Annotated in this window: 12 protein-coding genes; 4 read left to right on the top strand and 8 right to left on the bottom strand. The window is 49.7% G+C overall.

Features of this window, described 5'->3' with window-relative positions:
- Positions 1-10: 10 nt before the first annotated feature.
- Both K7P01_RS12195 and K7P01_RS12200 read right to left on the bottom strand, forming a co-directional pair.
- Complete coding sequence (locus K7P01_RS12195; RefSeq protein WP_267293305.1) at positions 11-1003, bottom strand: UDP-glucuronic acid decarboxylase family protein; 993 nt, start codon at positions 1001-1003, stop codon at positions 11-13.
- Complete coding sequence (locus tag K7P01_RS12200) at positions 993-2309, bottom strand: UDP-glucose dehydrogenase family protein (protein ID WP_267293307.1); 1317 nt, start codon at positions 2307-2309, stop codon at positions 993-995. Before K7P01_RS12200 ends, K7P01_RS12195 begins: the two co-directional genes overlap by 11 nt.
- Before the next feature lie 174 nt (positions 2310-2483).
- Between K7P01_RS12200 and K7P01_RS12205 the strand changes: the two genes are divergently transcribed.
- The 4 genes from K7P01_RS12205 to hpf all read left to right on the top strand — a co-directional run bounded on the left by K7P01_RS12205 (position 2484) and on the right by hpf (position 5381).
- Positions 2484-3653, top strand: coding sequence for an acyl-CoA dehydrogenase family protein (locus K7P01_RS12205; RefSeq protein WP_267293309.1), 1170 nt, complete (start codon positions 2484-2486; stop codon positions 3651-3653).
- A 52-nt stretch (positions 3654-3705) separates the two neighbouring features.
- Positions 3706-3903 carry a 30S ribosomal protein S21 gene (gene rpsU / locus K7P01_RS12210; RefSeq protein ID WP_254082487.1) on the top strand — a complete coding sequence of 66 codons (198 nt, stop codon included), beginning with the start codon at positions 3706-3708 and terminating at the stop codon, positions 3901-3903.
- A gap of 156 nt (positions 3904-4059) precedes the next feature.
- On the top strand, positions 4060-4938 hold the full coding sequence (locus K7P01_RS12215) for a tyrosine-type recombinase/integrase (protein WP_267293313.1): 879 nt from the start codon (positions 4060-4062) through the stop codon (positions 4936-4938).
- A gap of 137 nt (positions 4939-5075) precedes the next feature.
- Positions 5076-5381: a ribosome hibernation-promoting factor, HPF/YfiA family gene (gene hpf / locus K7P01_RS12220; protein WP_254082489.1), complete on the top strand. Its 306-nt coding sequence runs from the start codon at positions 5076-5078 to the stop codon at positions 5379-5381.
- Between the two features lie 100 nt (positions 5382-5481).
- On the opposite strand, the gene K7P01_RS12225 is transcribed toward hpf, so the two are convergent.
- From K7P01_RS12225 to K7P01_RS12250, 6 genes are all read right to left on the bottom strand, one after another.
- Entirely contained in the window at positions 5482-6051 is a 570-nt protein-coding gene (locus K7P01_RS12225; RefSeq protein ID WP_254082490.1) for an OmpH family outer membrane protein, read from the bottom strand.
- 15 nt (positions 6052-6066) lie between these two features.
- Positions 6067-6603, bottom strand: a complete 537-nt coding sequence (locus K7P01_RS12230) for an OmpH family outer membrane protein (RefSeq protein ID WP_254082491.1) — start codon at positions 6601-6603, stop codon at positions 6067-6069.
- Between the two features lie 2 nt (positions 6604-6605).
- Positions 6606-9284 carry a BamA/OMP85 family outer membrane protein gene (locus K7P01_RS12235; RefSeq protein ID WP_267293317.1) on the bottom strand — a complete coding sequence of 893 codons (2679 nt, stop codon included), beginning with the start codon at positions 9282-9284 and terminating at the stop codon, positions 6606-6608.
- Positions 9284-9976: an isoprenyl transferase gene (locus K7P01_RS12240; protein WP_397311106.1), complete on the bottom strand. Its 693-nt coding sequence runs from the start codon at positions 9974-9976 to the stop codon at positions 9284-9286. The genes K7P01_RS12235 and K7P01_RS12240 overlap by 1 nt, the downstream gene beginning before the upstream one ends.
- Before the next feature lie 115 nt (positions 9977-10091).
- Positions 10092-10784 carry a type IX secretion system protein PorG gene (gene porG / locus K7P01_RS12245; protein ID WP_267293321.1) on the bottom strand — a complete coding sequence of 231 codons (693 nt, stop codon included), beginning with the start codon at positions 10782-10784 and terminating at the stop codon, positions 10092-10094.
- A complete protein-coding gene (locus K7P01_RS12250) occupies positions 10781-11854 on the bottom strand; it encodes a DUF6089 family protein (RefSeq protein WP_267293323.1) in 1074 nt (357 codons plus the stop codon). Before K7P01_RS12250 ends, porG begins: the two co-directional genes overlap by 4 nt.
- Between the last annotated feature and the right edge of the window lie 30 nt (positions 11855-11884).

The following is an 11884-nucleotide window of genomic DNA, read 5'->3' on the forward strand; positions in this document are numbered from 1 at the left end:
GCCAGGAATACTATCGAATATATTTTTCGAAATTCTTGTGATCGCGCTGGTACAGCACTTCCTGCGGAAGTGACTTGAAGTACTCGTACGTGATCTTAAGACCCTCGGCACGCGAAACCTTCGCCTCCCAGCCCAAAATCTCTCGGGCTTTGGTGGTGTTCGGCTGGCGCTGCTTCGGATCGTCTTGCGGCAGCGGTTTGTATATAACCTTCTGCTTCGTACCCGTCAGCTTCACGATCTCTTCGGCAAACATGCCGATGGTGATCTCGTCCGGGTTGCCGATATTCACCGGCAAGTTATAGTCAGACATAAGCAGGCGATAAATCCCCTCTACCTGGTCGTCTACATAGCAGAACGAACGCGTCTGGCTACCGTCACCAAATACGGTCAGGTCCTCACCACGGAGTGCCTGGCCAATGAATGCGGGCAATACACGACCGTCATTCAGGCGCATGCGTGGACCGTAGGTATTGAAAATACGCACAATGCGTGTATCCACTTTGTGATACGTATGGTACGCCATCGTAATAGCCTCCTGGAAACGCTTCGCCTCGTCGTACACGCCGCGTGGACCAATGGGGTTTACGTTACCATAGTACTCTTCCACCTGCGGGTGAACCAACGGGTCACCGTATACTTCCGATGTAGACGCGATCAGGATCCGAGCCTTCTTCGCACGGGCAAGGCCCAGCAGATTGTGGATCCCCAGAGAGCCTACCTTCAGCGTCTGAATGGGTATCTTTAAATAATCGATCGGGCTGGCCGGCGAGGCAAAGTGAAGAATATATTGCAGGTCGCCAGGCACGTGCACGAACGTAGACACGTCGTGATTATAGAACTCAAAATTCTCGTGCTTGAAAAGATGCTCGATGTTGCGCAGGTCACCCGTGATCAGGTTGTCCATGGCCACAACGCTATAGCCTTCTTTAATAAAGCGGTCGCACAAGTGTGATCCTAAAAATCCAGCGCCGCCGGTAACGAGTACACGTCCCTTATTTGCCATTGATGACCTCCCTTCCGATACTGAAATATGCATAGCCTTGATCTTTCATCAAATCGAGGTCGTACAGGTTACGGCCGTCAAAAATGACTTTACCTTTTAAAATAGTATTGAGCTTCTCGAAGTCCGGTGTACGGAACTCGGGCCACTCAGTCGAAATGAAGATCGCGTCGGCGCCTTCAGCAGCGTCATAAGGCGTCTCAAAGTATTGAATCTTATCGCCCATAATACGTCTCACGTTTTCGATCGCTTCCGGATCGTGCGCACGAATCGTTACACCTTCTTGAAGCAATGCTTCGATGTTGTACAGTGCCGGCGCCTCGCGGATATCATCGGTGTGCGGCTTGAAAGACAGACCCCAGAACGCAATGCTCTTGCCTTTCAGATTGCCTTTAAAATGCTCTTTTACACGTGCGATGAGGCGAGTCTTTTGATCTTCGTTCACATCCATCACCGAACGCAAAATACGGAAGTCATACTGCGCATCCTGCGCCGACTTGGCAAGTGCCTGCACATCTTTCGGGAAACAGCTACCACCGTAACCAATGCCCGGGAAGAGGAAACGCTTACCAATACGGCTATCGGTACCAACACCTTTGCGCACGGCGTCAACGTCTGCACCCACAAGCTCGCACACATTGGCAATCTCGTTCATGAACGTAATCTTCGTCGCCAGGAAAGCATTTGCAGCATACTTTGTCAGCTCGGCCGAACGCTCATCCATAAAGATGATCGGGTTGCCTTGACGTACATACGGTGCATACAGTGTCTCCATGATCTTACGCGCGCGAGGCGACGTCGTACCGATCACGACGCGGTCGGGCTTCATAAAGTCTTCTACCGCGACACCTTCACGCAAGAACTCAGGGTTTGATACCACGTCGAAATCAACCTTTGCATGGGCCGCGATCTTCGCGTGCACCTTGTCGGCCGTACCAACAGGCACTGTGCTCTTGTCGACAATCACAGTATAATCGGACAGCAACGGCCCTAAATCATCTGCTACCTTCAGAATATACTTCAGGTCAGCAGAACCATCCTCGCCCGGAGGCGTAGGAAGCGCCAGGAAAATGATCTTTGCATCTTTAATGCCTTCCGCCAAATTGGTGGTGAAAGACAATCTTTCCTGTTTAATGTTTCTCTCAAAGAGTTGTTCCAGGCCCGGCTCATAAATGGTAATGGTACCATTCTGAAGCTTTTTAACCTTCTCTTTGTCGATGTCTACACACGTCACCGTGTTCCCGGTTTCAGCAAAACAAGTTCCGGTTACGAGACCAACGTAACCGGTGCCAACTACAGCTATTTTCATTGATTATGGGTTTTACAATCTGCGAAAATAGAACTTTTAGACGGATTTAGGCATTTAATACGACTTTCCCGCACCGCAAATCTTTGTACCTTACTTTTACAACCTAACATTCGTTTGCTAATTCCCTCCTTCTTCTTACCTTAGTCCTCTTAACCCTCAAAAACGACATTAGTTATGGATGTGCTTACAGAGAACCATCGGTTGTTAGATTTTAGCGAATCTGAAAATCAAAAGATGATCGCGCAGATGGCACGCGACTTTGCCCAACGTGAGATCGTACCTCACATCATGACCTGGGACGAAAGCCAGGAGTTTCCCATCGACGTATTTCGTAAAATGGGCGCTCTCGGCCTCATGGGCGTACTCGTGCCGGAAGAATACGGCGGAGCCGGACTGGGCTATACGGAATATATCACTGCCATTATTGAGATCGCCAGCATAGACGGCTCGATCGGCCTGTCACTGGCGGCGCACAATTCCTTGTGCACAAACCACATCTTACAATTCGGCAACGAAGAGCAAAAACGCAAATACCTGCCCCTGCTCGCCTCGGGCGAGTGGATCGGCGCATGGGGCCTGACCGAGCCCAACACAGGCTCCGACGCCGGCAACATGCGCACGACAGCCGTGCGCGACGGCGACTATTATATCTTGAACGGCGCCAAAAACTTTATTACACACGGTCGCTCCGGCAATGTTGCTGTAGTGATTGTGCGTACCGGTGCCGTAGGTGACGCACACGGCATGAGTGCCTTCATAATAGAAAAGGGTACACCCGGCTTTACATCCGGGAAAAAAGAAAACAAACTGGGCATGCGCGCCTCTGAAACAGCCGAGCTGATCTTCACAGACTGCCGTATCCACAAATCCCAGTTGCTGGGGCAGGAGGGCGATGGCTTTGTGCAGTCGCTCAAGATTCTCGACGGCGGTCGCATTTCCATTGCTGCGTTGGGTGTCGGTATTGCCACGGGCGCATTTAAAGCGGCGCTGAAATATTCGCAGGAACGCAAACAGTTCGATCAGCCCATCTCCAGCTTCCAGGGCATTTCCTTTAAATTGGCCGACATGGCCACAAAGGTAGAAGCAGCACGTTTGCTCACTTTCCGCGCCGGCGACTTGAAGAACAACCACAAGCCAGTGACCAAGGAATCGGCCATGGCCAAGCTATATTCCTCTGAAATTGCGGTAGAGGTAGCCAACGACGCCGTACAGATCTTCGGCGGGTACGGCTACATCAAGGACTTCCCAGTGGAGAAATTCTACCGCGACGCCAAGCTATGCACCATCGGCGAAGGGACGTCGGAAATTCAAAAACTGGTCATTTCGCGGGCACTTTTGAAGTAACGTTTGGATAGTCAGTGTGTTTCACCTATATTTGCAGCCCTAAATAAGGAATATGCTTATTATCAACGTAAAAGAAAACGAGTCAATCGACAAGGCACTGAAGCGTTTCAAAAAGAAATTTGAGAAAACAGGCGTTTTGAAAGAACTGCGTGCCCGCACATCTTTTGAGAAACCCTCTGTTCGTCGCCGCAATCAAATCATCCGCGCCGCTTACAGAGAACAGCAACGACTGCTGGAAACTAACGGTTAATTCCGCTTCTAGAGCTTTTACCGGGATTCTGTGGATAATTAGTTGTCCACAAAGTATCCCCATTGCATAAACATTCCCCGTAGGCACGTGCTTATGGGGATTATTTTTTTTACATTGCTTCTACACCGGCAAGTAGCGAGACTTGGTGAGGGCAGCATGGTACAATCCTTTCTTACATATCTTCAATCCGAGAAAAGGCTCAGTGCTAACACCATCCTGGCGTATGAAAGCGACCTCACTCAATTCTTAGGATTTCTCGAAACAACCTTTCCCGGTACTGCCCCCGAAAATGCAGACTACAATGAGCTTCGCTACTGGATCGTCCAGCTGGTAGAAGATGGCCTTGGCGCGACTTCCGTCAACCGCAAAATTGCGTGTCTCCGCTCATTCTACAAATTCCTCATGCGCCGCGAGGTCATCAAAAAAGATCCGACCGTCAAGATCAAGCCACTGAAGACACCCAAACGTATCCCATCATTTGTGAAAGAAGCCGACATGGTGCGCGTGCTCGACAACAAGGTATTTGACGATACACTCGACGGTCAGCGCACAAAGCTTATCCTTGAACTTTTCTACGGTACAGGTATGCGTTTGTCCGAACTACTCAACCTGCGTGAAAATCAAATTGACCTGATAAACAGGACTGTAAAAGTCCTGGGAAAAAGAAACAAGGAAAGAATCATCCCATTTTCGCTGAACCTCGTTTCAATAATAGAAGACTATAAGAACGTGAGAAACCGGGAAGTTGAAAATAGGGGACACGGCCTGTTGCTCGTTACAGATGCTGGCGAGCCCTGTTACCCAATGATGGTCTATCGCATTGTGAAGACACACTTGCAAATCTCTTCGGCCGAACGAAAAAGTCCGCACGTACTGCGTCACACATATGCCACCCATCTGTTAAACAAAGGAGCGGAAATAAACGCCGTAAAAGATCTGCTCGGCCACAGCAGCCTCGCAGCAACACAGGTATATACTCACAATTCAATCGAGAAGCTTAAGAAGGCATTCGACCTGGCGCATCCCAAGGCGTGAGGCTGCATCCCACCATCATTATACTCTACTCAGTATGACTATAACCAACCACGCATGACAGCATAATTACTTACCGAAAGCCCCGGACTTTCCAAAAACCGGCATAATTCTATTGTTCACTTTAAATTTCAACAATTATGAAGTTACAAGTTCATTCCATCCATTTCGACGCTGATCGCAAGCTGATCAACTTCATCCAGAAAAAGCTCGACAAGCTCGATACATTTTATGATCGCCTGGTGGATGGTGAGGTGTTTCTCCGACTGAATAATGAAGGTGCTGAGAACAAAACAGTAGAGATCAAGCTGCGTGTACCCGGTAATATGCTCTTTGCCACAGAAAAGGCAAAATCGTTTGAAGCCGCTGCCGGATTAGCCGCAGACGCTCTGCGCATGCAGCTCGATAAGTTCAAAACACGCGTTCGAAACAATAAAGTCTCATAATAGGACAATGCGGGGCAGCAACCTCGCAGTGTGCCAATAAAAAAGAAAGAGCCTCTCATGTTTATGAGAGGCTCTTTCTTTTTGCGCTCAGACGCAAATATTATTTCTTCGGTGCAGGTGTTGTTGTAGCAGGTGCAGTAGTAGTCGCCGGCTTCGGCGTTACACCCATTTTCTTCAACACCAGATCAGAGATATCCATCTTTTCGTCACCATACAGGATCACGTCCAGGCCGCCGATCTGCTGGTTCAGAATGAACGAAAATCCGTTCTCCTTTGCAGTTTCTTCGATGTTCTTACCTACTTTCTTGTAAATAGGATCCATCAGCTGGGTCTGTTTGTTTTGAATAGTAGTTTGAGCATCCTGCTGGAACTTCTCAATGTTTTGTTGCAGCTGTTGCAGTTCGCGCTCTGTGTTTACACGCACAGGCTCCAGCATGGTATTGATATTGGCTTGGTAGTCGGCTAGTTTCTTTTGAAACTCCTGTACCTTGGTATCACTTTGATTTTTGAGCTGTGTCTGTAGCGACTTCAGTTCGGCATCGACCTGCTTGGACTCCGGCATCTGGGCAAATATGTAGTCTACATCTGCATAGCCGACCTTCACAGGAGCCTGTGCATGAGCGACAGCAGCTGTCATTCCCAGCACCACAAGTAAAACGAGTTTTCTCATTACGGTATTCAATTTTTAGTTTTTAATCTCATCATTCGGGTCACCCAACCCAAGCTCATCCAATACGAAGTCGGTATAGTCATACCGCGGATCGGTGTAGATCATCGTCAGCTCACCTGCCTTGTCAAAGACAATATGCAGATTTTTTTGCTTGGCGACTTTGTCCACCGCATCCCACACCTTGTCCTGGATCGGCTTCGTCAACTCCTGTTTTTTCAGGAAGAACAAGCCGCCAAATCCAAACACCTTCTTCTGGTAGTCCTTTAGCTCAACTTCTTTTTTGTGAATTTCATCCGTCCGCTCTTTCCGCATGGCATCCGTCAACAACACTTGTTCCGCCTGGAGGGCGCTGTACATGGCCTGAATCTTTTTGTCCATGTCGGCGATCTCCTTTTCCCAGGCAACGGATAACTGGCTGATCTCATCCTGAGCCTTTTTATAATCAGGCATTTTCTCCAGAATGTAGTTCGTGTCAATGTATCCGAACCTCTGAGCGTTGACAAAATTCAGGCCGAAAATGAGAAAAAATATCGTAATAATATAGACCCGCATAATTATCTGAGTTGCTGACCGATAGTAAAGTGGAATTGCGACCCGCTGACAGGCCCTCTTCCATTTAACGGCACTGGATCGAAACCATATCCCCAGTTCAAGCCAATCAACCCAAATGCCGGCATAAAGATCCGGGCACCAAACCCGGCAGATTTATACAGGTTAAACGGATTAAAATCATCGTAATTGTTCCAGTTATTACCCGCTTCTGTGAAGACAAAACCATAAATCGTGGCGGCATTACCCGTCGTTACGGGATAGCGCAATTCAAGACCAAGTTTGTCGTATACAATACCCCCCGCCAGCACACCCTGGCCACTGTTCAGGCTTTGGTCGTAGTACGGAGGCGTAATGGAGTTGTTCTGGTAGCCGCGCAGACCGATCACTTCCTGACCTAACAGGAACGAATTGAAACCACCCGCCAGACCGTCGCCACCGAGGTAGAACCGCTCGAACGGTCCAATACCCGCCTTGTCCGTGTATTTGCCAATGAAGCCAAAGTGTGCCTTCGCCTCCAGCACCAATTTTTTCTTGTTGTCCAGTGGCAGGTAGTACTTCGCATCGAACATCCACTTGTGATATTCAATCCATTGATATTTCACAGCCGGCTCGGCCGTCGAGTAATTGATGTCGCGCCACAGCGAGAATGGCGGCGTGAGCGTTACGCTCAACGAAATAGTTGAACCTTGCGCCGGGTACATCGGATTGTCGATGCTGTTACGCGCCAGCGTCGTATTGAACGTAAAGCTGTTGGACACACCGTCCGTATATCCCAGACCGGAGTTCCAGTTCTGCAGAATATAACGCAGGTATGATACCGAGTTTGTCAACGTAAAGTAATTGTCAGGCCACTCCAGCAAACGGCCCAAACCCACCGTCACGCTATGTACTTGCAGACGCGAATCGTTGTCGCTGGTCGTGATACCATACGGGTAACGCTGGAATGAGCTGTTAAAGCTGACCGACAGCGAGTGCGGCTTGCGGCCGCCCAGCCAGGGCTCGGTAAACGAGAAGCTGTAGCTTTGGAAAGAACGGCCGTTTGCCTGCGCACGCAGCGACAGACGCTGACCATCACCCACCGGCAATGGACGCCAGTGTTCAAAGTGCGGTATATTACGCAACGAGAAGTTGTTGAAGGTCAGACCCAGCGTACCCACGAAGCCGTAATAACCACCCCAACCACCGGAAAGCTCCACCTGGTCGTTTGATTGTTCTTCGACAGTCCACTGAACGTCCACCGTTCCGTTCGCCGGATTCGGTACCAGGTTCTGGCCGATCTTGTCAGGCGCAAAGTAGCCCAGTTGACCCAGCTTCTGCTGCGTACGGATGATATCCGAACGTCTGAATTTCTGACCGGGAATAGTGCTTAGCTCACGACGGATTACGTGGTCACTGGTACGCTCGTTACCGGCGATCGTCACTTCATTGATTGTAGCCTGCTCACCCTCGAAGATGCGCATCTCCACGTCGATCGAGTCACCCTCTACCGCTACCTCCACCGGGTTGATCCGAAAGAACAGATAACCGTCGTCCATGTACAGACCGCTAATGTCCATCCCCTTCGGGTTGAACTGAAGCTTCTTCTGGATCATCTCATTATTATAAACATCACCCTTGCTGATGCCAAGGACCGCGCCGAGCTGCTTGTCGGTATAGATATAGTTACCGGTCCAGATGATATTGCGGAAGTAGTACTTCGGGCCTTCATATATATGCAGGTCGATGTCGATCGTGCGACCGTCGTGTGCATAGACGGTGTCGGTGACGATCTCCGCATCGCGGTAGCCTTTTGTATTGAAATAGGCAACGACCGCCTTCTTGTCGTCTTCGTAGTCGCTCTGGATGAACTTCGAGCTGCTGAAAATATTCAGTTTAACGTTGTCATTCAGAAACTCCTTCGCTTCTTTCCAGCTCACTTTGTAACTGGAGTCCATAAACTCTTTCGGCCTGATGCCGGCGATCTCTTTCAGCAGCGTACGGTGCAACGCAAAACGGGGACGCTCATGCGTGCCCTTCATTTTCTTCTTCAGCTTGGCGTCGTCAATGTTTTCGTTACCCGTAAACGCAATGTGATTAATCTTTACTTTCGACTTTGGATTAACCGCGATCCGCATAATGATCCCGTCACGCAACGTGTCGGCATCCTGGGTGATCTTTACCTCGGTATTGAGGAAGCCTTTTTTGACAAAATATTTCTTAACCGCCAGTTCGGTGTTACGCACCATGGCGTCGTTTACAATCTTACCGCGTATAAGTGTCAGGTCTTCTTTCAGACCACTCTCCTGTGACTTGGAAATACCAGTAAAGTAAAAACTGGTCAGGCGGGGCCGCTCGGCAAGCACAATATTGAGGTACACGTTTTCGCCTTCAATACGATCTACCTTGATAGTAACATCGCCCACCAGACCGTGTTTCCACAGACTGCGAATGGCCGTCGTGATTGCATCGCCCGGAATCTTGATCTTATCGCCCACCTTCAGACCCGTCAGCGACACCATGGCGTTTTTGTCCAATATGTTCAAGCCGGTCACTTCAATGCCTGCAATGGCATACTCCGCCGGGTTGGCGTAGTTCAGGTTATTTTCAGCGCCAGCCCCGGAACGTTCGCGATTTCGTCTGAATTGAGCCCATGTATCAACTGTGAAACCCAAAAGGATCATCAGGAATAAAACTTTCTTCATCAACTTACGGGATTCAATTGTTCGCTAGTTTTTCCAAATCTTCGTTCGCGCTGCTGATACGACCAAATGGCCTCATACAGGTGCTCCCTGCGGAAATCGGGCCAAAGTGTGGGTGTGATAAAAAGCTCGGTGTAAGCAATCTGCCACAGTAGGAAATTGCTCACGCGCATTTCACCACTGGTGCGGATCAACAGCTCTGGGTCTGGGATGCCAGAAGTCTGCAAATAGTTCTCAAGAACCCGCTCATTTATTTCCTCCGGCGCCAATTTCCCGCTCTTGACCTCCGCCGCCAGCTGCTTCACTGCATTTATAATCTCCCGGCGGCCCCCATAGCTCAACGCCAGGATCAGGGTAAGCCCTGTATTATTTTTGGTCTGGTTCATCGCCCAGGCCAGATTGTTCTGACAGTCCGGGGGCAGTTGCGACGTCTCACCGATCGTCGTCAGCCGAACCTTGTTGTCCATTAAGGTTTTAATCTCGCCCTTGATGGTGCTAACCAATAGCTCCATCAACCCATCTACCTCGGCCTTTGGACGCGTCCAGTTCTCGGTCGAAAAAGCGTACAGCGTCAGGTATTTTACCCCAAGCTCAGCACAACCTTCCGTCACATCTTTTACAGCCTGAATGGCGTTGCGATGCCCGAAAATGCGCATAGCACCCTTCTTTTTAGCCCATCGGCCATTGCCATCCATGATGATAGCAAGGTGCTGGGGAAGATTATTTAAATCTATATGTTCCTTTAGAGAAGCCACAAGAGGTCAAAAGTAGTAAAAAGCCGTATGGGTTAAAAGAAAAGCGACAGAAGGACTATTTATAAGGGCTTCTGGGGCAGGGAATTTCGTAAAAAGTCCGTGTCAGGCTAATTCCCAGGTAGTAGAAGGTATCGTTGTCGTTCGGGTTGCCGTATTGATAGTTCTTGTAACGAAGGTCGCCACCCGAAATATTGTCGAGGTTATCAAAGAAGGTCTTGCGCACGCCAAGCTCCAGGCCGAAATACCACTTGGGGTTGTACACATATTTTACGCCCAGCCCAAACGGTATGGACACTTGCACGTTGCTGTATTCTTCGGTCTTTTCAGCATTGCCCGAAATACCGAACAGTCCCACGCCGCCAAACAGATAAGGGTTCAACCGCACAAAGCGCTTGGAGTCGCGCCAGTCGAGAAAATGATATTCCAACACCGTCGACACTTCCATCAAAAAGATGTCGAACGAAGCATCGCGCTGCTGGGCAAAAGCATCGAGCGGTTTTTCAGAGGCGCTGAGCTGGCCGGCAGTCAGGCTGGTGCGAAAGCTCACCACGTTGCTAAGGTTGGAACGGTAAAAGACCGTTGCCGCCGGACGCGAATATTTAAAATTATAATTGTGTACGAGGTCTCCCGTATAATTAAACGTGCCAATGCCGAACCCCACTTCCGAGCGCTGTGCGTGCGCCCAATCCCATGACAACAGAAAGATTATAAAACCAAAAGACAGCCTTGTCAACGTATAACGGATCATCTGAATTTAGCCCTGTGAAATGTTTTGCCTAGTATATAAGTAAGTTTAACCGTCGTCACCATGTAAATATCCTTGTCGCTCTTGTTTCCGCGGAGGTTCTCCGGATTCTCACGGCCGTAGCCGTCCAACACCAGGTACGTGCGCCCGTCGACCGGACTGACATACGGCGGATTCGGCAGGTTCCCCGGCGTGAAGAGCTCGCTGGAGCGATACGACATCACCTTGGCCAGCTCGTTGTTACCGAACACGCCCAAATCCACGTAGTTCTGGCTTACATCGTCGATGTAGTCCGTAAACAGGTAGCGGAACCCGAACTCCACGGAAAGATCCATGAGCTGGTTGAGTCTAAAACGCGCACCAACGCCCATTGGTATAGCGATCTGAATTCTTTTATAAGGTTTTATGCCGTAGTTCACCGCCGAATCAGCCAGAGTAGCATATTGGCCTTCTGTACCGAGCGGTTGCAAGTCTACCCACTCACCGGCTTCGGCCAATGGATTGCCGTCGATGTCTGTATCAGGTGCTTTAGCTTGCGGGTTGTGGTGAAAGACCGCCACGCCGGCAAACAGGTAAGGAGTCCAGCGCACGCGGCTGATATACGTATCATTGTTCGGGAAAAGGTCGATGCTGGCAACGAGCGATAGTTCTTTTATGCGATTGCGGAACGACAGGTTACGCTGGAAGCGAAACACGCCGTTTTCGGCATCTCCAGGATCGGCTGAGTCAAAGTCCGAACCTCTCAGCGTACCATACATGAACGAAGCCGTCATCGTGTAACGCGGACCGAAGCGGTGGCCAAATGCAATACCAATACCCGGGCGCGTAAAGCTAATGTCGGTACTGAAACGGCTCGGCGCCGGCGCCAGGTCTCCATAGTAGTTCAGCCCATTGAGCGATACCGACACCATGTTGTACGACTTGGTCTTCTCGAAGGAAGATTTCCGACCGCGGTAGGTCATCATACGTTTGTTGTTGCGTTTGATGGACCTTCTGTTCATTTGGGCGACGGCCTCTTCTGCATTCGCAGCCAGAAGAACAAAAGCGAGTACGGCAAAGATTAGCTTCCTCATGTTGGTAAAAATAAGCTTCTATAGATCAGA

Source organism: Parachryseolinea silvisoli (assembly GCF_021190955.1).
GTDB classification, from domain to species: domain Bacteria; phylum Bacteroidota; class Bacteroidia; order Cytophagales; family Cyclobacteriaceae; genus Ohtaekwangia; species Ohtaekwangia silvisoli.

Excerpts from the sequence above, each read along its gene's own strand:
- K7P01_RS12235 (WP_267293317.1), bottom strand. The coding sequence starts at position 9,284 with ATGAAGAAAGTTTTATTCCTGATGATCCTTTTGGGTTTCACAGTTGAT.
- K7P01_RS12205 (WP_267293309.1), top strand. The coding sequence starts at position 2,484 with ATGGATGTGCTTACAGAGAACCATCGGTTGTTAGATTTTAGCGAATCT.
- K7P01_RS12250 (WP_267293323.1), bottom strand. The coding sequence starts at position 11,854 with ATGAGGAAGCTAATCTTTGCCGTACTCGCTTTTGTTCTTCTGGCTGCG.
- K7P01_RS12215 (WP_267293313.1), top strand. The coding sequence starts at position 4,060 with ATGGTACAATCCTTTCTTACATATCTTCAATCCGAGAAAAGGCTCAGT.
- K7P01_RS12200 (WP_267293307.1), bottom strand. The coding sequence starts at position 2,309 with ATGAAAATAGCTGTAGTTGGCACCGGTTACGTTGGTCTCGTAACCGGA.
- rpsU (WP_254082487.1), top strand. The coding sequence starts at position 3,706 with ATGCTTATTATCAACGTAAAAGAAAACGAGTCAATCGACAAGGCACTG.
- porG (WP_267293321.1), bottom strand. The coding sequence starts at position 10,784 with ATGATCCGTTATACGTTGACAAGGCTGTCTTTTGGTTTTATAATCTTT.
- K7P01_RS12195 (WP_267293305.1), bottom strand. The coding sequence starts at position 1,003 with ATGGCAAATAAGGGACGTGTACTCGTTACCGGCGGCGCTGGATTTTTA.
- K7P01_RS12230 (WP_254082491.1), bottom strand. The coding sequence starts at position 6,603 with ATGCGGGTCTATATTATTACGATATTTTTTCTCATTTTCGGCCTGAAT.
- K7P01_RS12225 (WP_254082490.1), bottom strand. The coding sequence starts at position 6,051 with ATGAGAAAACTCGTTTTACTTGTGGTGCTGGGAATGACAGCTGCTGTC.
- hpf (WP_254082489.1), top strand. The coding sequence starts at position 5,076 with ATGAAGTTACAAGTTCATTCCATCCATTTCGACGCTGATCGCAAGCTG.
- K7P01_RS12240 (WP_397311106.1), bottom strand. The coding sequence starts at position 9,976 with ATGGATGGCAATGGCCGATGGGCTAAAAAGAAGGGTGCTATGCGCATT.